This is a genomic window from Actinoplanes sp. HUAS TT8, from assembly GCF_051380535.1.
Classification (GTDB): domain Bacteria; phylum Actinomycetota; class Actinomycetes; order Mycobacteriales; family Micromonosporaceae; genus Actinoplanes.
Map to the genome: position 1 here is coordinate 9,603,460 of NZ_CP195646.1, position 21,446 is coordinate 9,624,905.

Sequence of the window (21,446 nt, forward strand, 5' to 3'; positions counted from 1 at the left end):
ACTACCGGGCTATACGTATTTGAGGGACAACGTTGCGTAATCACCCAACTACAGAGCATGATGGTCCGGCGAGACATCTCGCATGACGTCTGCGCGGCATTGGGGGACATGGGCTGCCGCGCTGGACGTTCGGGGGTGAAAGCAAGGGGGGACGTTTACCAATGGGGATGATCAGCGACTGGCCCAGCATGGCGGCGTGTCAGAGTGGCGACCCTGACGCACTGTTCGTGCAGGGCGCCGAGCAGAACGTGGCGAAGAGGATCTGCCGCAGCTGCCCGGTGCGCTACGAATGCCTCGCCGACGCCCTGGACAACCGGATCGAGTTCGGCGTCTGGGGAGGCATGACAGAACGGGAACGGCGCGCTCTGCTGCGCCGCCACCCGCACGTGGCGAGCTGGCGGAAGATGTTCGAGGCCGCTCTGAAGGAGAAAGGCGCCGACAAGGTGCTGGTCTCCACCCGCTGATCAGGCGAGCAAAGCGCCGATCGTTCGCAGCCCGTCGACGTCATGGACGTCGGCGGGCTGTGCTGCGACCGAGGTCGTCGGCACCTGCGGGAACGCCTCGGTGAAACCGGCCGCGACGCGGATCTCCCGCTCGGCCTGACGCAGCAGCCCGGCGTGGATGCGCAGCACGTCGGCGGTGACCGGCTGATCGCCGGCCTCGTCCAGACGTTGCGCCGCGGCTTCGCTGTCGGCCGCGTCCAGCCCGGCCTCCTCGGCCTGATGCATCCGGTTCAGCACCAGGCCGCTGAGCGGCATCCGCTCGGCGACCAGCCGCTCGGCGAAGTAGGCGGCCTCCCGGATGGCGTCCCGCTCCGGCGCCGCGACCAGCAGGAACGCGGTCTGCGGGTCCTGCAGGATCCGGTACGTCTGGTCGGCCCGCTGCCGGAAGCCGCCGAACATCGAGTCCAGGGCGGCCACGAAGCCCGACAGGTCGGTCAGCAGCTGCGCGCCCAGGATCTTCTGCACCGCCCGGGAGAACAGCCCGAACGACGCCGTGACCAGGCTGAACATGCTGCGCCCGCCGCGTGCGGGGGCCAGCAGCATCCGCAGCATCCGGCCGTCGAGGAACCGGGACAGCCGGGCCGGCGCGTCCAGGAAGTCGAGCGCGGAACGGGACGGCGGGGTGTCGACGATGATCAGATCCCACTCGTCGCCGGCACGCAGCTGGCCCAGCTTCTCCATCGCCATGTACTCCTGCGTGCCGGCGAAGGTCGAGCTCATGGCCTGGTAGAACGGGTTCGCGAAGATCTCGGCGGCGCGCTCCGGCTTGGTGTGCTGCTCCACCACCTCGTCGAAGGTGCGCTTCATGTCCAGCATCATGGCGTGCAGCTCACCGCCGGACCCCGTCGCGTCGATGCCCTTGACCTGGCGTGGGGTGTTGTCGAGCTCGGTCAGGCCCATCGACTGGGCCAGCCGGCGGGCCGGGTCGATCGTCAGCACCACCGTGCGGCGCCCGTGCACCTCGGCTGCCCGCAGCCCGAGCGCGGCGGCCGTGGTGGTCTTGCCGACCCCGCCCGACCCGCAGCACACCACGATCCGGATGCCCGGATCGGCGAGCAGGCCGTCGACGTCGAGCCGCGGAGCGGTCACCTCAACCACTACTCCAGAGTAAGGCGTCTTGATCGGACGCGGCGTGATCAAACGCACTGAGCTGCCCCGCAGGGGATAACCGAAGTCAAACCGATAAGAGGCGTTCGGCGAGGACATCCAACCCGGCGCGATCCACCCCGTCGGGGAGTTGCGGCAGCTCGACCATGGGCCGGCCCCGCTCGGCCAGCTCGACCCGGAGCGACTCCTCCAACTCCCGCCGGGTCAGGTGGGCCTGGGCCTCGACGGCCAGCCGGTTGACGGTGGCCGGGGCGGCCGGCAGACCGGCCGCGACCAGGCCCCGCTTGATCTCCGCCTTGGTCGCCCGGCCGCCCGCCAGCAGAGGTGGCCGGGCACCGTTCAGGATGATCCGCCCGACCCGGATGCCCAGGCCGCTGAGCTCGTCGACCGCGTCCAGCGTCTCCTGCACCGGCATCTCCTCCAGCAGGGTGACCACGTGCACCGCGGTGATCGGCGAGCGCAGCAGCGAGGAGACGCCGTCGCTCTGGGTCTTGATCGGGCCCATCTTGGCCAGCCGGGCGGTCTCGGCGGTGACGTTCAGGAAGCGGCCGATCCGGCCGGTGGGCGGGGCGTCCAGGACCACCGCGTCGTACACCCGGCGGCCGTCCGACGACCGGGTGGTGGCCTCCTTGACCTTGCCGGTGAGCAGCACGTCGCGCAGGCCGGGGGCGATGGTGGTGGCGAAGTCGATGGCGCCGACCTTGCGCAGCACCCGGCCGGCCGCGCCGAGCTTGTAGAACATGTCCAGGTATTCGAGGAGGGCCTCCTCGGGGTCCACCGGCAGGGCGCGGACCTCGCCGCCGCCCGGGGTGGTGGTGATCCGGCGCTCGGCGTAGGGCAGCGGGTCGAGCCCGAAGAGCTGGGCGATGCCCTGACGGCCCTCGACCTCGGCCAGCAGCGTGCGGCGGCCCCCGGCGGCCAGGCCCAGGGCCAGCGCGGCGGCGACACTGGTCTTCCCGGTGCCGCCCTTGCCGGTCACGATGTGCAGTCGTTCCGGCCAGTTACCGTGATGCTCGCCCATGTCGTCCACGTTACGGCGTTCGGGAAATCAGTCTCAGCCGGAGACTTCGCAGACCAGCCATCCGGTCTTGCGCACGACGGTGAACTCCAGCTCCTGGGCGGCGGTCTTCTCGTCCTCGGTCGACATGACGACACGTACGCCGACCTCGGCCTCGCCGTTGGCGCCGTTCGTCACCGACGGGTCGTCCCAGCGGAACGTCGCGCCCTCGTAGCCGTCGGCGTAGTCGCGGATCTGCTGCACCCGGTCGTTGAGCTTGGTCGTGTCCCGGGCCTTACGGCAGACCAGGTCCTGGGCGGCGCCGGCGTCCTGCTGGGTGTAGACCGCGGTGAGGAAGCGATTGACCGCGGTCGCCGGGTCGGGTGAGCCGGTGTCGTCGGAGTCCCGGAACAGCAGGTAGGCCGAGACGGCCCCGCCGCCGCAGAGCGCGAACGTGGCCACCAGCGCGGCCGAGACGAAGATCGAGGAGCGCCGCGACGGCGTACGGCCGTCCGCCCCGGACGTGTGTGATCCGCCGCCCAGGCCCACCCAGATCGGTTCCGGCTCGGGTGGCTGGATCTCTGCCGGCGGGGAGTGTTCCCAGGCCAGGTGCTCGGGCGGGGCGTACTGCCACTCGCCCGGCTTCTCGTGCTGAGCGTGCCACGGGCCCTGCGGGGGCGGCTGATGCCACGCCTCGACCGCCGGGTGCTCCATCGTCGCGTCGGGCAGCGAGTGCCGCGCGTAGTGCGGCGGCTCGGGGAGCGGGAGCGGATCGGGTGGCGGGATCGGCGTCGGTGGCTCGGGCTCGGGGAGAGGCGGTTCCGGATGTCCGGGCTGCGTCACGTCACCCTCCGCGTTCACTTACGTGCTTTCCGTGCATATTCTCGCTCAGCCTAACCAACCGGCCCGACCGCCGGGCCCTAAGCTGTGCCGGTACCCGACTAAGGAGTGTCCGAGCATGCAGAAGTGGGAGTACGTGACCGTGCCCCTGCTGGTACACGCGACCAAGCAGATCCTCGACAACTGGGGCGAGGACGGCTGGGAGCTGGTCCAGGTCGTGCCGGGTCCGAACCCGGACAATTTGATCGCCTACATGAAGCGAGCCAAGTCATGACGACGCCGGTCGCCGGTGAGGGCGGCGTCGACGCGTACGCGAAGCTGGCCGAGCTCGGTCTGACCCTGCCCACCGTGGTGCCGCCGCTGGCGTCCTACGTGCCGGCCGTCCAGTCCGGCAACTACGTCTACGTCTCCGGCCAGCTGCCGATGGTCGACGGCAAACTGTCGCAGACCGGCAAGGTCGGCGACGAGGTGAGCGCCGAGGAGGCCGCCGAGCTGGCCAAGATCTGCGCGCTGAACGCGTTGGCGGCGATCGAGTCGCTGGTCGGCCTGGGCCGGCTCGTGAAGATCGTCAAGGTGACCGGGTTCGTCGCTTCGGCGCCGGGCTTCACCGGTCAGCCGGCCGTGATCAACGGTGCCTCCAACCTGTTCGGCGAGGTGCTGGGTGAGCAGGGGCGGCACGCCCGCAGCGCGGTCGGCGTGGCCGAGTTGCCGCTGGGCGCGCCGGTGGAAGTCGAGGTCATCGCCGAAGTGGCGTGATCTTGTGCGGGTTCGGCCGGTTTTGCTCACCGAAGGTGACCGGAACGGACATCGTGTCTCGGCTCACTCCGGGATCGCGACGTACGATTCTCGGCATGGGGGGTGCTGAGCCCGCGTTGGCTGAGGTCGACCGGCTGCCGGGTTGGGTGTCGCTGCTGCGCGCTCCCAACCCGGGCCCGATGACGTTGGACGGCACGAACACGTGGATCCTGCGGGCGCCCGGGGCGGAGTACGCCACCGTGGTCGATCCCGGTCCGCTCGACGAGGGGCACCTGAGCCGGATCGCGGAGCAGGGCCCCTATCAGTTCATCTTGATCACGCACGGTCACCATGATCATGTCGAGGGTGCCGAGCGGCTGTCCGAGCTGCTCGGCGGCGTCGCGATCCTGGCCGCCGACCCGGCGCACTGCCGGCACGGTGAGCCGTTGGACCCGGACGAGAGCCTCGGTGGGAACGGTCTGGAAATACAGGTCCTGGACACTCCGGGGCACACCCTTGATTCGGTGTGTTTCCTCGTCGAGTGTGAGGGCGAGCGCGTGATGTTCACCGGCGACACGATCCTGGGCCGCGGCACCACGGTGGTGGCCGCGCCGGACGGCGACCTGAGTTCCTATCTGTCGAGTCTCGAGCGGCTCAGGGCGTACGAAAATGTCCTGATGTTGCCGGGCCATGGCCCGGTCCGAGCCGACACGGCCGCCCTGGCCACGGAGTATCTGAACCATCGGATCGAACGCCTCGCGCAGGTCCGGGCCGCGATGGCCGCCGGCGCGCGGACGCCCGAGGCGGTGGTCGACGTGGTCTACCCGGACATCGACCCGCGCGTGCGGTTCGCCGCCGAGTGGTCGGCGGCCGCGCAGATCGAGCACCTGAATCGGGAATCAGCGGCCGGGGCCGACGGTTTGGATCGGCTGTGACCTGCCCCGTGTGTGGCACCGTCGCTGTGCCCGGTGCGCGCTTCTGCCACCACTGCGGTTCGGCGCTGCCCGCTGCCGCCACGCTGCCCGCCGCCGAGCGGCGGATCGTCACCGTGCTCTTCGGCGACCTCTCCGACTTCACCTCCTGGTCCGAGGATCTCGACCCGGAACGCGTCGGCGCGGTCACCGACCGCGTCCTGGCCGCGCTGGCCGGCGCGGTGAAGACGTTCGGCGGCCACGTGGACAAGCTGACTGGTGACGGCATCATGGCGGTCTTCGGTGCCCCGGTGGCGCACGAGGACGACGCCGAGCGCGCGGTCCGCGCCGCGCTGAGCATGCAGCGCGCGGTCCGCCGGGTGCTCGACGACGAGCGCGGCGGCGGCGCCCCGCTGGGCCTGCGCGTCGGCCTGAACACCGGCGAGGTGGTCGCCGGCATGCAGGCCGGCATCGAATACACGGTCATCGGCGACACCGTGAACACTGCCGCCCGGCTGGCCGACGCCGCCGCGGTCGGCGCCGTCTACGCCGGCGAGCGCACCAGCAACGGCACCCGGCACGTGGCCTCCTGGCGGCAGTTGCGGCCGCTGCGGCTCAAGGGCAAGCGTGAGCCGGTGCCGACCTATGAGCTGCTCGGTCTGCACGACGCCCCGGGCACCCGCTCCGGCCTGGGCGACGAGGCGCCGTTCGTGGGCCGCGAGACCGAGCTGGGCCGGCTCTCCGGGCGGCTGGCCGAGGCGATCGACTCGGGCACGCCGCGAGTGCTGGTGATGACCGCCGAGGCCGGCATCGGCAAGTCCCGCTTCGCCGGCGAGGTGAAACGGCTGGCCGCGGGCTACGAGGTCGGCACCGGACCCTATGCCGGTCACGGTGCCCGGGTTCTGCGCGTGCGCTGCCGCGCGTTCGGCGAGCGCCGCCGCTACGCCCCCCTGGCCGACCTGGTCCGTAAGGCCGCCGGCCTGCCCAAGGACGTGGTCACCTCGGTCGGCCGCACGGTCGTCGAGGAGCGGCTGCGCAAGGTCGCCCAGCGGCTCGGCGTGCCCCTGGACATCGACCGGCTGCTGGTCCTGCTCGGCTACGGCGAGGCCCCGGTCAACCCGGGCGGCCCGGCCGCGCCGGCCGACTGGCCGCGCAGCGCCAAGCGGGTCGACGCCGAGGCCATCTCGGTCGCGGTCGCCGACCTGCTGAACGCGATGGCCACCACGACCCCGCTGATGGTGATCGTGGACGACCTGCACGATGCCACGGCCACCACCGTCGACGCTCTCGGCAGCACGTTGTCGCTGCTGGAGGGCCCGGTCGTGGTGCTGCTGCTCGGGCGGCCGGAGCTGGTCCGTACGGGCGCGCTGACCCGGGTGGCCGACGCCGAGGTGCACAACCTGCCGCCGTTGCGCGGGGCCGACGCGTCCCGGCTGCTCACGTCGTATCTCAGCGGCGGCAAGCTCCCGCAGCCGGACACCGACCGGATGCTCGCCACCGCCCAGGGCAACCCGTTCTACCTGGCCGAGATGGTCACGCTGCTGATGGAGCGCGGCGCGCTGACCCCGGCGATCGGGGCCAACGCGGCCGGCAAGTGGCAGCTCGCGGCCGGTTCGCTCGGCAGCCAGCTGCTCTCCCGCGACCTCGCGGCGGTGCTCGCGGCCCGCATCGACGCGTTGCCGGCCGAGCCGCGGGCGGTGCTGCGCGACGCGTCGGTGGCCGGCACGACCGTGCCCACCGGCGTGCTGGAGGCGCTGCACGAGCGCCGCGCGCCCGGCGAGGAACTTGAGCCGGCGATCGACGAGCTGCTGCAGCGCCGCATGATCCACCGCAGCCGGGGCGGGTTCCAGTTCACCACCCCACTGATGCGCGAGGGGGCGTACGCGGGTATCGGCAAGGCCGACCTGGCCGAGCGCCACGGCTACCTGGCGACCTGGGCCGCACCGGAGACGGTCGGCCGGCACGCCGACGGGGCGACCCGGCTGAACCTGACCGACAACGAGCGCGACGCGTTCGTGGCCACCCACGCCGAGGCCGCGATCGAGCTGGCCGACGCGGTGCGCCTGCGGCCGGACGCGACCGTCCGCGAGGTGGCCGCCCTGGCCGTGGCCGCGCTGGGCCGGATGGCTCGGCGGGCGCTGGCCAACATCGAGCCGGCCGCCGCGATCGAGTACGCGGAGCGCGCCACCGTGCTGGCCGGCGGCGACCTGCCCCTGCCGGACCAACTGGTGCTGGCCCGCGCGCTGCTGCGCCTGGGCCGGGCCGAGGAGGCGCTGGCCTCCGGCGAGAAGATCACCAAGAGCGCCGCCGAGGACCCGGTCTGCCGGGCCGAGGCGATGATCGTGGTCGGCCGGGCCCACGAGGCGCTGGGCGACAGCGGTCAGGCCGTCGCCGCCTGGCAGGAGGCGCTGGAGGTGGCCACCGAGGCGCAGCTGCTGCCGGAGCGCGCCAACGCGATGCGCCGGCTCGGCATGGCCGACTTCCTGAACGGGCGGCTGAGCCAGGCCAGCAGCCGGTTCGCCGCCGCCTACCAGGTGACCCTGGCCGCCGGTGACCGGCACGGCCAGGCCTGGGCCCTGCAGAACCTGGCCTGGGTGACCACCACCCGGGGCGACTTCGCCGGCACCGACGCGGTGCTGGGCCGGGCCGCGCGGCTCTTCGCCGAGCTCGGCGACCCGGTCGGCCGGTCCTGGCTGCGCGGCACCACGGCGTTCGCCCGGCTGCTGGCCGGCCGGCTGCAGGAGGCACGCCGGCTGGCCCGGATCTTCCTGCCCTTCGGCGACCGGGTCGGCGAGGGCTGGGCGGTCGGCACGCTGCGGGTCGTCGAGGCGTATGCGGCCGCTGAGCTGGGCGATCTGGGCGCGGCCGACAGCCAGGCCCGCCGCGCCTACCGGGAATTCCAGGAGGTTTCGGACGACTGGGGCTGCGGGCTGGCGATGGTCGTGCGCGGTGCGATCGCCCGCGGATTAGGTGAGTTCGATCACGCCGCCGACCTGCTCGGTGACGCGCTCTGGTTCGCCGACCGCACCGGCCACCCGCTGCTGCTCGGCATGGCCGGCACGCTGCACGGCTTCGTCGCGCTGCAGCTCGGCGACCTGGCCACCGCCGAATCGGCCGCCCGCCGGGTGATGACCGCGGTCGAGCCGCACAATGCGCTCGCGCCGGCCCAGGTCGGGCCCCGGGTGCTGCTGGCCGAGGCGCGGACCCGGGCCGGGGACGCGGCCACCGCGATCGGGCTGTTGGCGCCGATCGCCAGCGACACGTCGGCGCCGTCGCTGCTGTTCTCGCGGCGGCACGCGCTCGCGTCGTACTCGTCCGCGCTGCTCGCCGAAGGCCGGGTCGCCGAGGCCCTGACCTGGATCGAACGGGCCCGCGAGGTCCCGGCCGAGGATGTGCGCAGCGGGGTGGTGGCGTCCATGGTCCGGGCCCGGGTGCTGGCCGCCGCGGACCGGTGCGTGGAGGCTCGCGTCGCGGCCGACGAGGCGGTCCGGCTGGCCCATTCGACCGAGCAGGCCAGCGAGCGTCTCGCCGCTCAGGAGCTCCGCGACACCCTGGCGTTGACCGGCGTCGAACCCGCTCCGGCGGAAACTGTCGCCTACGCGTCTGACGTGCCCGGATGATCTCCGCGCGCTCTGGCGTATTTTCTAAGCCGTGACGGAGACACCGCCTGGCGCCCTGCCCGTGCCATATGTCCCGGGCATGTCCGGCTTGTCGGTCATGGCCCGTGGAGGCTACGCGACCGTGTACCGGGCGACCCAGGATTCCGTCGGGCGAGAAGTCGCCATCAAGATGGAAAACCGGACCCTGGACAACGCTCGGGACCAGGCCCGCTTCCTGCGAGAGGCGCGGGCCGCCGGGCGCATGTCCTCGCACCCGCACGTGGTCGACCTGTTCGACGTCGGGGTGACCGTCGACCAGCATCCGTACCTGATCATGGAACTTTGCGACGGGTCGTACCTGGACCGCATGCGGGTCAAGCCGCTGACCCCGGCCGAGGCCCGCGACGTCGGCGTGAAGATCGCCGACGCGCTCGTGCACACCCACGCCAACGGCGTGCTGCACCGCGACGTGAAGCCCGCCAACATCCTCTACTCGCAGTTCAACCAGGCCGTGCTGGCCGATTTCGGTCTGGCCGTGCTCGGCGAGATGCGGGACTCCTCGGTCACCCTCGAGGTGCTCACCCCGGCCTACGCGCCACCCGAGATGTTCCGCCACGAGCAGCCGTCCGGCGCCGCCGACGTGTACTCGCTGTGCGCCACCCTCTACGCGGTGATGAGCGGCCGGCCGCCGCGCTGGGAAACCGACCGCAGTCCGAGTCTGATCACCCTGATGGACCTGTTCCTGCGCCCCATCCCGGACCTGCCCGGCGTGCCCCGCACCCTCACCGACATCCTGCGCCGCGGCATGCACAACGACCCGCGCGGCCGGCCGTCCGCGCAGGACCTGTTGCAGGAGCTGAACAACCTGCACCTGGACCCGAACGGGCCGCCGCCGACCGTGTACCGCTCGGCCTCGACCTACACGTCGGCGCCGCGGCCTCGCCCGGTTCCGCCGTCGACGCCGACGCTCGACGAGACGCCGACCGTCAACACCGACCGCAAGGGCTTCTTCGCCAAGTGGTTCAGCTGGTAAAACCCAACCCCTGAAGATCAAATTCTTCATTGCCTCGGTCCGCCGGGGTACAGACCGTCGCTCCCGCGGGGACCCTTCCGGGCTTCGCAAGGGCCGCGGGCGGCCCAGAACGCAAAGCCCTCCAGGGCGACGTAGTCGGTTGGTCGCGCTCAAACCACAAACCCACCCACAACGCCCCCACCCACCACCGTCCCGCCCGCCGGCCCACGCGACGCTGCGGCCTACCCAAGCCCCAGCCGCGCTCCCGCCCGCCGGCTGGTGCTGAGGGCTGTAAAACGGGCCGGATACAGCCCTCAGTGCCAGCTGAGCCGGTGACCCGCGTCGTTGGTTGACCCGGGCGGGCGTCGCGCGGGGTGGCTGCCGCGCGAGGCCTCGGCCGCGCTCCCGGCCGTCGGCTGGTGCTGAGGGCTGTAAAACGGGCCGGGTAGAACCCTCAGTGCCAGCTGAGTTCGTGGACCGCGTGGCGGAGCTGGGGTGGCCGCGGCCTTGCGTGGGGCGGGGCACGGAACGTCGGTGGGCGGCGGGCGTTGTGGGTGGGTTTGTTGCTCTGAGCGTGACCAACAGCGGACGTCGCCCTGGAGGGCTTTGCGTTCTGGGCGCGCCAGCGCCCTGCGAAGCCCGGAAGGGTCCCCGCGGGAGCGACGATCTGGACCACGGCGGACATAGGCAATGAAAAAGTTACTCTGGGTCTAGGACCGCGAGCAGTTCGCCGGTGTCGACCTCGGCGCCGGGATGGACCGGGAGTGAGGCGACGACGCCGGCTGAAGGGGCGTGGACGGGGTGCTCCAGCTTCATCGCTTCGAGAGTGAGCAGCAGTTCACCGGCTCGGACACGCTGGCCCGGGACTACCAGGACGCGCCGGACGGCGCCGGGCAGGGGTGCGATCAGTGAGCTTTCGGCGGCTTCGGGGGCGGGCAGCGGGAAGCGGGAGATCTCACGCAGCGTGACCGAGCCTTCGGGGCTGTCGACGTAGGAGACGTCGCCGACGCGGTGCACCAGGACCGCCAGGCGGATGCCCTGGACGTTGAGGACGACGCGGTCGCGGCTGGCCGAGACGACGACGATCGGTGGGTGTTCGTCGACCGGGGCTTGACCGAGTCCGGCCAGGTCAAGTTCCTCGGGGTCGACCGAGCGGACCCACCAGCCGGCGAGTTCGCCGTGCCGGTTCATCCGGTAGCCGACCTCGACCGGGCCGGTCGGGCCGTCGTAGACCGCGGTCTGCGAGCCGGACGGGACGTTGCGCCAGCCGGACGGCAGCGTGCTCAGCACGGGTGCGCTGGCGCGGCGGTCGGCCGCCCCGGCCAGGGCCGACGCCAGGCAGGAGAGCCGGACGGCGTCGACCGAGGAGAGCAGCGGCGCGAAGACTTCGGGGTGCCGGTCGAGGAAGCCGGTGTCGATGTCGCCGGCCCGGAACGAGTGGTGCCGCAGTGTGCGGACCAGCAGGTCCCGGTTGGTCACGACGCCGTGCAGCTGGGCCCGGGCCAGCGCGGAGGCCAGCATCCGGGCCGCCTCCTGGCGGGACGGCGCCCAGGCGATCAGCTTGGCCAGCATCGGGTCGTGATGCGGTCCGGTGATCGAGCCGTCGGCGACGCCGGAGTCGAGGCGCAGGCCGGGCTGGGGTAGCGGGCGGAACGCGCCGGCGACGTCCGGCACCGCGAATCGGTGCAGCGTGCCGGCGCTGGGCAGCCAGGCGTAGGCCGGGTCCTCGGCGCAGATGCGCACCTCGATGGCGTGCCCGCGGATCGGCGGCGGCCCGGGCATCGGCAGGCTGCCGCCCTCGGCGACGAGCAGTTGGAGCCGGACCAGGTCGTAGCCGGAGGTGCACTCGGTGACCGCGTGATCGGTCTGCAGGGTCGGGGTGAGCTCCAGGAACCAGAAGTCGCCGTCGGCGTCGAGCAGGAACTCGACCGCGCCGGCCCCGACGAAGCCGAGGGCCCGGACCGCGACGATCGCCGCCCGGCACAGGTCCTCGCGCAGGGCCGCGTCGACCGCCGGGGACGGGGTCTCCTCGACGATCTTCTGGTAGCGGCGCTGCACCGAGCACTCGCGCTCACCGAACGGTACGACCGCACCCATCGCGTCGGCCAGGATCGGCACCTCGATGTGCCGCACGTTGGCCACGTAGGGCTCGCAGAACACGTCGCCGTCGACCTCGCGCCGGGCCGACGCGACCGCCTCGGCCAGCGTGGACGCGTCCCGGACGACCCGCATGCCGGCCCCCCCGATGCCGGCGTCCGGTTTGATCAGGACCGGGAAGCCGGGCACGGTCGCCGGGTCGGTGAAAGTCGGCAGGACCGGGACCTTGGCCTCGGCGACCAGTTTCTTCGTCTCGGACTTGCGGTGCAGGGTGCGCAGCGTCGCGGCCGGCGGCCCGACCCAGATCATCCCGGCGTCGGTGACCGCGGCGGCGAACTCGGGGTCCTCGGCCAACGTTCCGTTGCCCGGGTGCACCGCGTTCGCCCCGGCCCGCTTGGCCGCCGCGATCAGTGCGTGCTGTTCCAGGTACGTCGTGGCCGGGGTGCCACCCTCCAGGTGGACGGCGTAGTCGGCCTCGTTGACGTGCGGAGCGTCGGTGTCGACGTCCGAGTAGACGGCGACCGTCTCGATACCGACCAGACGGCAGGTGGCGAACACCCGGCGGGCGATCTCACCACGGTCGGCCACCAAGAGGCGTCGGATCACTGGTCTACCTTTCAAGGTCGGAACACGCCGACGTGTTCGGCACCAGCCACGGCGGCGCTGTGCACTGCGGAGAGGCAGAGGCCGAGGACCGTACGGGTGTCGCGGGGGTCGATGACGCCGTCGTCGGCCGCGGCGGGCTCCGCCGGGGGACGCGGCCAGCTGAACTGGAATCGGGGCTGGTCGGCGCGGTCGGCCTGGTCGACCGGTTCCGGTCCGATGGTGAGGACCAGGTGCGGCACGGTCGACTTGGCGACCGCGTGGACCAGGGGGGCGTCGTGCCGTACGTCGGCCTCGTCGCTCGTCTTGATTTCTCCGGGGTGTCGCAGGAACAGGACCGGGGTGGCCGTGGCATTGGCCAACTGCAGGAAGTGGACGGCCTTCTGGGACTCGGCCGGGGACAGCCAGGTGCCGGGGCCGGCCAGCACCCCGATCGGGTATCCGTGCAGCTCACCCCAGCCGGCCACGAGTACGCCGCCCTGGCCGGGCTTGAACTCGTCGAAGTCGGAGTCGTCGAGGATCCGGGCCAGCACCTCACGGGCTTCGAACCCGGCCGGGCCGGTCGCGGCCAGGCTGAGCAGTGCCTCGGCGGTGTAGCGGGGATCACGCGGACGGGTAGTCCGGGGCGGGGGACCCTGCTTGCGCCAGTTGAAGCGGCGTACGCACTGGCGGGCCAGCCGCAGCCCGTCCCGCTCGTCCTCGGCCAGCTGGTCGGCCGGACCGGGCGGGCCGGCCGGCACCACCGGGGTGGCCCGTACTTCGACGCCGCTGCGCTGCGGGTGGATGGTCAGCACTTTGGCGTGACCCCGCACCACGATCGTGTAGTCGGAGAGGGCCGGCAGATAGGCCGCGTCCCCGCTCGTGGTCCCGAAGACCACGCAGACGGTCGGCACCCGGTCCGCGGTCAGCCGGCTCAGTTCGCGGGCGATGCTCCCGGCCGGTGCCGCCTCGCCGGACGACTCGACCAGGTTGACCAGCGGAAGCCGGTTCTCCGAGGCGATCCGCGCGGCCCGGCGGATCTTCTCCGCGGTGTACGGATTCACCGCGCCCCCGGCCACCGTCGGGTCGTTGGCGATCACCACGCACTCGACGTCCTCGACCGCGCCGATGCCGGTGACCACGCTCGCGCCGACCGGGAACTCCGAGCCGCGGGCGGCCACCGGGGACAGCTCCAGGAACGGGCTGTCCTGATCGAGCAGCATCTCGATGCGCTCGCGGGGCAGCAGTTTCCCGCGCGCGTGATGCCGGGTCACCCACTTCTCGCCCCCGCCGGCGCGCGCCTCGTCGAGAGCGCCCTCCAACGCGGCGAGCCACTGCATGGTGGTGCCGCGACCCTCCAGGTATGCGGGGTCGCGCGGGTCCAGCGTGGTGTCGAGCACGGTCACGTCGACACCCCGATGCCCGCTACGCGCCTACCTGCGTCCAATGCCGCGCCCTTCCCTGTCACGCCGGTGCCTCTCGGCCACCTCCGTAACGAGCGGCTGTGCGGGCGCGACACGGATCACGGGTTCTGGGCCCGGTCACCAGGAAGGGTGAACTTTTTTCAAAGATGGCCAGGTGGGCCCGGGGGCTCGGACCGGCCGCGACCTTGAAAAAGGTTCATCGGATCAAGCACGTTTAAGGGGCTGTCCGTGTGGACAGCCCCTTAAAGCGGTGGGTCAGACCCGAGCGCGCCGAGCGAGACGCTCGGGGTCGAGAATGATGACGCTCTTGCCGTCCAGCCGCAGCCACGCCCGCGAGGCGAAGTCGGCCAGAGCCTTGTTCACCGTCTCGCGGGACGCGCCGACGAGCTGGGCCAGCTCCTCCTGGGTCAGGTCGTGCGTGACCCGCAGCACACCACCGTCCCGGGTGCCGAACCGGCCGGCCATCTGCAGCAGGTTCTTCGCCACCCGGCCGGGCACGTCCGTGAAGATCAGGTCGGCCAGCGCGTCGTTGGTCCGCCGCAGGCGGCGGGCCAGCACGCGGAGCAACTGCTCGGCGATCTCGGGCCGGTTGTTCAGCCACGGACGCAGCGACGACTTCTTCAGCCGGGCGAGCCGGCTGTCGGTCACCGCGGTCGCCGTGGCCGTACGCGGGCCGGGGTCGAAGAGCGAGAGCTCACCGAGCATGTCGGACGGGCCCATGATGGAGACGAGATTCTGCCGTCCGTCCGCCGCCCGGCGACCGAGCTTGATCTTCCCGGACAGAACGATATACAGGCTGTCGCCGGCCTCGCCCTCGTTGAAGACCACGTCGCCCTTGCGGACTTCGATCGTGTCCATCTCCTTGGCGAGCGCCTCTGCGGCTTCCGGGTCAACGCCCTGGAAGATTCCGCTGCGCGCCAGTACCTCATCCATCGCCGCACCTCCGAAACGCGCAACGTCTGCGCTCGATCAGTCTAGGCGCACGCGGGCGGGAAACGGGCGGCCACCCCTTGATCCAGATACTGGACGGTAACCAGATTTGCCGAGACCGGCGGTGACAATTCGACGGTTCCGGCATATCGGGACGGCACTTTCGTCGGTCGCTCCCGCTTGCGAGCCGACGGTATCGTCCCGGTCGATGAATTCGGAACCCCGGTCCCACCGCAAAAGCGCTTCTGGGCGTTATGCCCTATATATCACGCTCGTCGGCGTCGTTGTCGCGGGCGCTGCCGTGGGCGGGGTCGCTCTGCTCAACCAGGGTGACGAAGCCGACGCGAGCTGGCATTCCTCCTCCAAGACCCCGGCCGCCGCCGGGACGTCGACCGCCCCCGTTCCCGGAAAGACCGCGGCGGTCCGCGAGGAGTCGACCACGGTCGAATCCCTGACACTTTCGGCCACCGGCGACATCATGATGTCGAGCGCGCCGAACGGGTTGCCCCCGAAGAACGGTGACGGATTCTTCGACGGCGTCCGCAAGGATCTCGCCTCCGATCTCGTGATGGGCAATCTCGAACAACCGCTCACCGACGACACCGGCGCCTCCAAATGCGGCTCGCCGGCCCGATCCGGCTGCTTCGCCTTCCGTTCCCCGCCGTCCTATGCCGGGCACCTCAAGGACGGCGGCTTCCAGCTGATGAACCTGGCCAACAACCACGCCAAGGACTTCGGTACGACCGGCAACCGCAACACGATCAACGCGCTGACCGGCGCCGGCCTGAAGTACACGGGCACGGAAGACCTGATCACCACGGTCGAGGTCAAGGGCATCAAGGTCGCCGTGATCGGCTTCGCGCCGTACGCGGGGTCCAACAACCTGAACGACCTGGCCCACGCCAAGTCGATCGTGGCCAAGGCCAAGACACAGGCCGACCTGGTCATCGTGCAGGCCCACATGGGCGCCGAGGGCGCGACCATGAACCACGTGAAGCCGGGCACCGAGAACTACCTCGGGGAGAACCGGGGCGACCCGGTCAAGTTCACCCACGCCGTGATCGACGCGGGCGCCGACCTGGTCATCGGCCACGGGCCCCACGTGCTCCGGGGCATGGAGTTCTACAAGGGCAAACTCATCGCGTACAGCCTCGGGAACTTCGCCGGCGGCGGGCACACGCTCTCCAAGGACGGCATTCTCAAGTACGGCGGGATCCTGCGCGTGACGCTGAACTCCGACGGCTCGTACGGGGGTGGCAAGTTCGTCTCCACCTACCTGAACAGCTCCGGTCTGCCCACCCGGGACTCCGCCGGCGAGCACGGCCGCAAGCTGGTCACCGACCTCACCGCGGCCGACTTCCCGGAGAGCGGAGTGAAGATCGGCACCGATGGGACGATCAAGCCGTCCGCGTGAGGCGAAGCGGTGGGCGGGCCGACGTACTCTTTACCGGTGACACGTCCCCGCACCGCGCCCGCCGACCCCGGGACAGCCGTGCTGGCGCGGTCGATGAAGCGCTTCGCGAAAGAGACTCCGATCGGGCGCAAGCGCCGGGCCCGCAAGATGGCGCAGGTCCTGGCCGACACTCACCCGGACGCGCACTGCGAGCTCGACTTCACCACGCCGCTGGAACTGGCCGTGGCGACGATCCTCTCCGCGCAGACCACCGACGTCCGGGTCAACCTGGTCACGCCGGTCCTCTTCCGGAAATTCCGGTCCGCGGCGGATTACGCGTCGGCCGACCGCGCCGAGATGGAGGAGATCCTCCGGCCCACCGGGTTCTTCCGCGCCAAGACCAACTCGCTGATAAACCTCGGTCAAACCCTAATTGCTTCGTACGGTGGTGAGCTGCCCCGCAAACTCGACGAGCTCGTCAAGCTGCCCGGCATCGGGCGCAAGACGGCCAACGTGATCCTGGGCAACGCGTTCGACGTCCCCGGCATCACCGTCGACACCCACTTCCGGCGGCTGACCAACCGGTTCGGCTGGGTCGACGAAGAGGACCCGGTGAAGATCGAGTTCCTGGTCGCCGACCTGATCGAGAAGCGCGACTGGACGATGCTCTCGCATCGGGTGATCTTCCACGGGCGGCGGGTGTGCCACGCGCGCAAGCCGGCCTGCGGGGCCTGCACGCTGGCGGCGTCCTGCCCGTCGTACGGGACCGGTCCGACCGAGGCGGCGCCGGCGGCGAAGTTGCTCAAGGGTCCGCGCGCCCGTGACCTGGCCGTGGCCGCCGGTGTGGACCCGGATCTGGTGCCGGCCGCGGCCGCGCTCGCCCCGGAGGAGCCGCTCGCCCCGGAAGGATCGCTTCTCGCCCCGGAGGAACCGCTCCTCGCCCCGGAGGAACCGTGAGGGCGTTTCTGCCGATCGTTGTCGGTGTTTCGCTGCTGGCCGCCGGGTGCACCGCGGCCGCGAGGTCTGAAGAACCGGAGACGCCTTCGCCGTTCGCGGCCTGTTCGCCGTCCCCCGCTTCCTCGTCTTCCGGAGCCGGTGCCCTGCCGGACATTTCGCTCGAGTGTTTTGCCGGGGGCGAAGCCGTGAAACTCCGTGACCTACGCGGCCCGGCTGTGATCAACTTCTGGGCGTCCTCCTGTGGGCCGTGCCGGGAAGAGCTGCCGGTCATGCAGAAGCTGGCCGACACCGGCAAGCTGACCGTGCTGGGCGTCGACACCCGGGACACCCGGGCGGCCGCGGCCTCGTTCGGCAGCGACCATGGAGTCAGCATGCCGACGCTCTTCGACCCGGACGCGAAACTGGCCGCCGCGCTCAAGGTGTTCGCCCTGCCGAGTACGGTCTTCGTCGACCCCGCCGGGAAGATCTACGTGCACCGCTATCCACTCGATGCTGCCGGCCTGGAAGAGCAGGTCAAGGTGCACGCCGGGCTTGAGGTGGAGCTGTGAGGGCGGGGCGGTCGGCACGACGTACGCGGAAATTGGTGTTGATCTTGGGGTTTGGCGCATGAGTCAGGGTGTGGTGCTGGATCGGCCCGATGACCTGCCGTCGTGGTTCGAGCCGCTGCTGACCCGCGTCGGCCAGTGCCGCACCGAGGACTTCAGCGTGCTGCGCAAACCGAGTGGCACCAACGGGCGATCGAGCGCCGTGCTCGTGCTGCTCGGCGAGGGTGACACCGGCCCCGACCTGCTGGTCCTGCAACGGGCCGCGACCATGCGCAACCACGCCGGCCAGCCCGCCTTCCCCGGCGGTGCGACCGACCCGGAAGACGCCGACGTGGTCGCCACCGCGCTGCGCGAAGCCAACGAGGAGGTCGGTCTCGAACCGGCCAGCGCCCACGTCCTGGCCCTGCTGCCCGAGCTGTGGATCCCGGTCAGCCGATTCACGGTCGCGCCGGTCCTGGCCTGGTGGCGGCAGCCGCACCCGGTCCGGCCGCGGCAGGTGACCGAGGTCGCACATGTGGCCAGGTTGCCGATCAGTGAACTCGCCGACCCCGCGAACCGTATCCGGGTGCGACACCCGAGCGGCTGGATCGGACCGGCCTTCCAGGTCCGCGGACTGCTCGTCTGGGGTTTCACGGCGGGGGTGATCTCGGTTCTGCTGGACATGGCCGGCTGGGCGCTGCCCTGGGAACCGGGTCGCGTCGTCGACCTGCCCGACGCCGAAGCCCCGGTTCCGGCGGCGCGCGGCGGCGCCCCCGACGAGGTGGTGCCGTGACGTGCGTCTGACTTCTATGTTGAGTGAGTGCCCGTGGTCGATGTCATCCTGATCGTGCTGATGCTGCTGTTCGCGATCAGCGGCTATCGCCAGGGCTTTGTGATCGGCGCGCTGTCGCTCGGCGGCTTCTTCAGCGGCGTGCTGATCGGGCTGCAGCTCGGCCCGTTGCTGGCCAAGCAGTTCGCCGACGGCACGACCCGCATGATCGTCGCGCTGGCCGTGATCCTCGCGCTCGCCGTGCTCGGCCAGACCCTGGCCGGCTGGCTCGGCACCAGCCTGCGCAAGGCCATCTTCAACCGGCCGCTGCAGCACCTCGACGACGCCGGTGGTGCGGTCGTGTCCGTCGTCGCGGTCCTGATGGCCGCGTGGCTGGTCGCCGTGCCGATGGGCTCCACCCCGTTCCCGGGCATCAACAAGGCGGTCCGGAGCAGCGCGATCCTCGGCGGCATCAACGGGCTCATGCCCGAGCAGGCGCAGGCCCTGTCCTCGGCGCTGCGGGAGACGCTGGACACCAACGGCTTCCCCGACGTGTTCGGCGGGCTCGCCCGCACCCAGGCCAAAGAGGTCGCCGAGCCGGATCCCGCGCTGCGTAACTCGAAGATCGTCCAGACCTCGAAGCAGTCGGTGCTCAAGGTTCTCGGCGCCGCGCCCAGCTGCTCCCGGCGCATCGAGGGCACCGGGTTCGTCTACGCCGACGAGCGGGTCATGACCAACGCGCACGTCGTCGCCGGCACCAAGGACGTCGTCGTGGAGACCACCCGCGGCCAGCTCGAAGGCACCGTCGTGGTCTACGACCCGAAACGCGACCTGGCGGTGATCCGGGTGCCCGGGCTGAAAGCGCCGGTCATGCCGTTCATCACCAAGAAAGCGGCGTCCGGGGCGAGCGCCATCGTGCTGGGGTATCCGCAGGACGGGCCGTACAACGCCCAGTCCGCCCGCGTTCGCGACGTCGGCGACATCACCGGGCCGGACATCTACGAGTCGGGCGACGTGACCCGGGAGATCTACACGATCAAGTCCCTGGTCCGCAGCGGCAACTCGGGCGGCCCGCTGATCTCCCCGGCCGGCGAGGTCCTCGGCGTGATCTTCGCGGCGGCGGCCGACGACAAGAATGTGGGCTTCGCCCTGACCGCGTCCGAGGCGGCACCGATCGCCAAGTTGGGCCGCGAGAGCACCCAGGCCGTCAAAACCGGCGAGTGCGCCTGACCCCACCGCGCCGCCCGCTGTCGCATCGAACCACCCGCCACCCGCCACCCGCCAGGTTCCAGCTGGCGCTGAGGGTTGTCTCGCGGCCCTTGAAGCAGCCCTCAGTGCCAGCTGGTGAGCCTCAGCTGGTGCTGAGGGTTGTGTCGGCGGGCTTGAGGCACATCTCAGGACCAGCTTGCGGATTCGGGCTGGCTCGCAAGGGTGTGTCGGTGGCTGGGGGTGATGGGCCGGGCCGGTGGCGTGGGGGCGCCGGCCCGGGCCGCCAGCGGGGTGAGGCGCCGGCGTGGTGGGACGGCGGCTGTGAGTGGCTGAGTGCGACTGGGTTGGTCAGCCGGCGGTGCTGGCGAAGCGGCGAATGGTGACGGCGGCGGCCAGAGCTGAGATCACGAACAGGGCGATCGCGATGAACCGGCCCCGATGCGACCCGCTCGGTTCGGCGGTTGTCGGCGCCGCCCAGCCTCCGGCGTTCGACCCGGGTGCGGCCGCGGCCGGCTGCTCGCCGGTGCCGGCGTCCGGCGCGGACTGGGCCTCACCCGAGGCCGGCGCGCTGCCGAACCGGGCCACCCCGACCGGCGGCGTCGTGTCCAGCGGATTGTTCAGTGCTTCGGGCACGGTCGCGGTCAGCGCCCCGGTCGGGTCGATCAGCCCGAACCCGAACACGTCGTCGCGGCCCGGCGCCCCACGGTCCTTGGCGGTCCGGATGATCCGGTTGATCACGTCACTGGCGGACATGTCCGGCCAGCGGGAGCGGATCAGCGCGGCTGTCCCGGCCACCATCGGCGCGGCGAAGCTGGTGCCCTGCACCCGCCAGTAACCGCCCGGTTTGGCCCCGACGAGTTCGGTCGCGGGCGCGGTGACCACGGTTTCCTTGCCGGTGATGGAGCCGGACCACAGGTCGGTGCCGTTGCGTTCCATGCCGGCGACCGCGATCACGCCGGGTTCGCGGGCCGGGTACCACACCCCGCGGTTGCTGGTCGAGGATGCGCTCACGTTGCCGGTGCAGGCGACGACCACCACGTCCTTGGCGAACGCGTAGTCCAGGGCGGCGGCGAGCGCGGGACTGTTCGCGCTGCCTCCGAGCGACAGGTTGACGACTCGGGCACCGTGGTCGACGGCCCAGCGCAGGCCTTTGGCGACGATCAGCGCGTCGTCGTACCGGTTCTCCTCGTCCAGAACCCGTACGGGAAGGATCTTGGCTTTGGGGGCGATGCCGACAACGCCGGTGTTGTCGTCGTTGCGGCCGGCGATGATCGCGGAGACCGTGGTGCCGTGGCCGACCGGGTCGGTTTCGCCGTCGTCCTTGGTGTTTACCAGGTCCAGCCCGGGCAGGACCTGGCCCTCCAGGTCGGGGTGGTGCGCGTCGACCCCGGAGTCGATGACGGCGACGGTGATGCCGGTGCCGTCGGCATACGTCCACGCGTCGGCCAGGTCGAGGGTCTGCAACTGCCACTCGTCGGCGCGGACCGTGTCGATCGCGGCGCCCGGGTCGGCCAGCGGCTTGCTGAATGTGGTGTCCTCGATCACCTCGTCGGCCGCGCCCGGCTCGGCCAGCGGCAGCCCACTGACCGAGAGCGGCGCCCGGCCGAGAGCAGCCGACCCGCCGATAGCGGCCGACCCGCCGAGGGGGGAAAGGCTGCCGAGGGGAGAAGGGCCGGTTACGGGCGGGGCCGCGAAGGCGGGCGCGCTCACCGGCGCCAACGCGATGAACCCGGCCAGGGCCGCCGCCCCGAGTCGCCGTCCGCTCACCAACGGGCACCGCCGAAGGGCGCACCACGCCACGGCCGCAGCGGCCGGATGGTTGTGCTCACTCTGGTCACGGGTCGGCGTCGCCATTCT

Annotated in this window: 18 protein-coding genes; 11 read left to right on the forward strand and 7 right to left on the reverse strand. The window is 71.3% G+C overall.

Annotation, left to right across the window (positions count from 1 at the left end; genetic code table 11):
• Positions 1 to 161: 161 nt before the first annotated feature.
• A complete protein-coding gene (locus tag ACSHV8_RS42755; RefSeq protein ID WP_014695048.1) occupies positions 162 to 464 on the forward strand; it encodes a WhiB family transcriptional regulator in 303 nt (100 codons plus the stop codon).
• Here the strand turns inward: ACSHV8_RS42755 and ACSHV8_RS42760 are convergent, their stop codons facing one another.
• The 3 genes from ACSHV8_RS42760 to ACSHV8_RS42770 form a co-directional block, all read right to left on the reverse strand.
• Positions 465 to 1,592, reverse strand: coding sequence for an ArsA family ATPase (locus ACSHV8_RS42760; protein WP_436537191.1), 1,128 nt, complete (start codon positions 1,590 to 1,592; stop codon positions 465 to 467).
• A gap of 85 nt (positions 1,593 to 1,677) precedes the next feature.
• Entirely contained in the window at positions 1,678 to 2,631 is a 954-nt protein-coding gene (locus ACSHV8_RS42765) for an ArsA-related P-loop ATPase (RefSeq protein ID WP_436525647.1), read from the reverse strand.
• Between the two features lie 33 nt (positions 2,632 to 2,664).
• The gene (locus ACSHV8_RS42770) at positions 2,665 to 3,450 is read right to left on the reverse strand and encodes an Rv0361 family membrane protein (protein WP_436525649.1); all 786 of its coding nucleotides are present in this window, start codon (positions 3,448 to 3,450) and stop codon (positions 2,665 to 2,667) included.
• Positions 3,451 to 3,565: 115 nt separating this feature from the next.
• On the opposite strand from ACSHV8_RS42770, the gene ACSHV8_RS42775 reads away from it, so the two are divergent.
• From ACSHV8_RS42775 to ACSHV8_RS42795, 5 genes are all read left to right on the forward strand, one after another.
• Positions 3,566 to 3,721: a DUF4177 domain-containing protein gene (locus tag ACSHV8_RS42775; RefSeq protein ID WP_203683121.1), complete on the forward strand. Its 156-nt coding sequence runs from the start codon at positions 3,566 to 3,568 to the stop codon at positions 3,719 to 3,721.
• Positions 3,718 to 4,203, forward strand: a complete 486-nt coding sequence (locus ACSHV8_RS42780) for a RidA family protein (protein ID WP_436525651.1) — start codon at positions 3,718 to 3,720, stop codon at positions 4,201 to 4,203. Before ACSHV8_RS42775 ends, ACSHV8_RS42780 begins: the two co-directional genes overlap by 4 nt.
• A 95-nt stretch (positions 4,204 to 4,298) precedes the next feature.
• Positions 4,299 to 5,117: an MBL fold metallo-hydrolase gene (locus tag ACSHV8_RS42785; protein WP_436525653.1), complete on the forward strand. Its 819-nt coding sequence runs from the start codon at positions 4,299 to 4,301 to the stop codon at positions 5,115 to 5,117.
• Positions 5,114 to 8,713, forward strand: coding sequence for an adenylate/guanylate cyclase domain-containing protein (locus tag ACSHV8_RS42790; RefSeq protein WP_436525655.1), 3,600 nt, complete (start codon positions 5,114 to 5,116; stop codon positions 8,711 to 8,713). The genes ACSHV8_RS42785 and ACSHV8_RS42790 overlap by 4 nt, the downstream gene beginning before the upstream one ends.
• Positions 8,714 to 8,744: 31 nt before the next feature.
• Positions 8,745 to 9,725 carry a serine/threonine-protein kinase gene (locus ACSHV8_RS42795; protein ID WP_436525657.1) on the forward strand — a complete coding sequence of 327 codons (981 nt, stop codon included), beginning with the start codon at positions 8,745 to 8,747 and terminating at the stop codon, positions 9,723 to 9,725.
• Positions 9,726 to 10,403: 678 nt separating this feature from the next.
• On the opposite strand, the gene ACSHV8_RS42800 is transcribed toward ACSHV8_RS42795, so the two are convergent.
• The 3 genes from ACSHV8_RS42800 to ACSHV8_RS42810 all read right to left on the reverse strand — a co-directional run bounded on the left by ACSHV8_RS42800 (position 10,404) and on the right by ACSHV8_RS42810 (position 14,740).
• Positions 10,404 to 12,407, reverse strand: a complete 2,004-nt coding sequence (locus ACSHV8_RS42800) for an acetyl/propionyl/methylcrotonyl-CoA carboxylase subunit alpha (protein WP_436525659.1) — start codon at positions 12,405 to 12,407, stop codon at positions 10,404 to 10,406.
• Positions 12,408 to 12,418: 11 nt separating this feature from the next.
• Positions 12,419 to 13,789 carry a carboxyl transferase domain-containing protein gene (locus tag ACSHV8_RS42805; RefSeq protein WP_436525661.1) on the reverse strand — a complete coding sequence of 457 codons (1,371 nt, stop codon included), beginning with the start codon at positions 13,787 to 13,789 and terminating at the stop codon, positions 12,419 to 12,421.
• Positions 13,790 to 14,062: 273 nt separating this feature from the next.
• Positions 14,063 to 14,740, reverse strand: a complete 678-nt coding sequence (locus ACSHV8_RS42810) for a Crp/Fnr family transcriptional regulator (RefSeq protein ID WP_014447921.1) — start codon at positions 14,738 to 14,740, stop codon at positions 14,063 to 14,065.
• 205 nt (positions 14,741 to 14,945) lie between these two features.
• On the opposite strand from ACSHV8_RS42810, the gene ACSHV8_RS42815 reads away from it, so the two are divergent.
• The 5 genes from ACSHV8_RS42815 to ACSHV8_RS42835 all read left to right on the forward strand — a co-directional run bounded on the left by ACSHV8_RS42815 (position 14,946) and on the right by ACSHV8_RS42835 (position 19,610).
• On the forward strand, positions 14,946 to 16,151 hold the full coding sequence (locus tag ACSHV8_RS42815; protein ID WP_436525664.1) for a CapA family protein: 1,206 nt from the start codon (positions 14,946 to 14,948) through the stop codon (positions 16,149 to 16,151).
• 93 nt (positions 16,152 to 16,244) lie between these two features.
• Entirely contained in the window at positions 16,245 to 17,087 is an 843-nt protein-coding gene (gene nth, locus ACSHV8_RS42820; RefSeq protein WP_436537193.1) for an endonuclease III, read from the forward strand.
• Entirely contained in the window at positions 17,084 to 17,635 is a 552-nt protein-coding gene (locus ACSHV8_RS42825) for a TlpA family protein disulfide reductase (RefSeq protein ID WP_436525666.1), read from the forward strand. Before nth ends, ACSHV8_RS42825 begins: the two co-directional genes overlap by 4 nt.
• 58 nt (positions 17,636 to 17,693) lie before the next feature.
• Positions 17,694 to 18,404, forward strand: a complete 711-nt coding sequence (locus tag ACSHV8_RS42830; RefSeq protein WP_436525668.1) for an NUDIX hydrolase — start codon at positions 17,694 to 17,696, stop codon at positions 18,402 to 18,404.
• A 27-nt stretch (positions 18,405 to 18,431) separates the two neighbouring features.
• Positions 18,432 to 19,610, forward strand: a complete 1,179-nt coding sequence (locus ACSHV8_RS42835; RefSeq protein WP_436525670.1) for a MarP family serine protease — start codon at positions 18,432 to 18,434, stop codon at positions 19,608 to 19,610.
• Between the two features lie 327 nt (positions 19,611 to 19,937).
• Here the strand turns inward: ACSHV8_RS42835 and mycP are convergent, their stop codons facing one another.
• Entirely contained in the window at positions 19,938 to 21,443 is a 1,506-nt protein-coding gene (mycP, locus tag ACSHV8_RS42840) for a type VII secretion-associated serine protease mycosin (RefSeq protein WP_436525672.1), read from the reverse strand.
• Positions 21,444 to 21,446 lie beyond the last annotated feature (3 nt).

Bases quoted from the DNA above. Each gene is read 5' to 3' on its own strand.
- ACSHV8_RS42755 (WP_014695048.1), top strand. From the start codon at position 162: ATGGGGATGATCAGCGACTGGCCCAGCATGGCGGCGTGTCAGAGTGGC.
- ACSHV8_RS42765 (WP_436525647.1), bottom strand. From the start codon at position 2,631: ATGGGCGAGCATCACGGTAACTGGCCGGAACGACTGCACATCGTGACC.
- nth (WP_436537193.1), top strand. From the start codon at position 16,245: ATGAAGCGCTTCGCGAAAGAGACTCCGATCGGGCGCAAGCGCCGGGCC.
- ACSHV8_RS42815 (WP_436525664.1), top strand. From the start codon at position 14,946: ATGAATTCGGAACCCCGGTCCCACCGCAAAAGCGCTTCTGGGCGTTAT.
- ACSHV8_RS42785 (WP_436525653.1), top strand. From the start codon at position 4,299: ATGGGGGGTGCTGAGCCCGCGTTGGCTGAGGTCGACCGGCTGCCGGGT.
- ACSHV8_RS42775 (WP_203683121.1), top strand. From the start codon at position 3,566: ATGCAGAAGTGGGAGTACGTGACCGTGCCCCTGCTGGTACACGCGACC.
- ACSHV8_RS42830 (WP_436525668.1), top strand. From the start codon at position 17,694: ATGAGTCAGGGTGTGGTGCTGGATCGGCCCGATGACCTGCCGTCGTGG.
- ACSHV8_RS42780 (WP_436525651.1), top strand. From the start codon at position 3,718: ATGACGACGCCGGTCGCCGGTGAGGGCGGCGTCGACGCGTACGCGAAG.
- ACSHV8_RS42810 (WP_014447921.1), bottom strand. From the start codon at position 14,740: ATGGATGAGGTACTGGCGCGCAGCGGAATCTTCCAGGGCGTTGACCCG.
- mycP (WP_436525672.1), bottom strand. From the start codon at position 21,443: ATGGCGACGCCGACCCGTGACCAGAGTGAGCACAACCATCCGGCCGCT.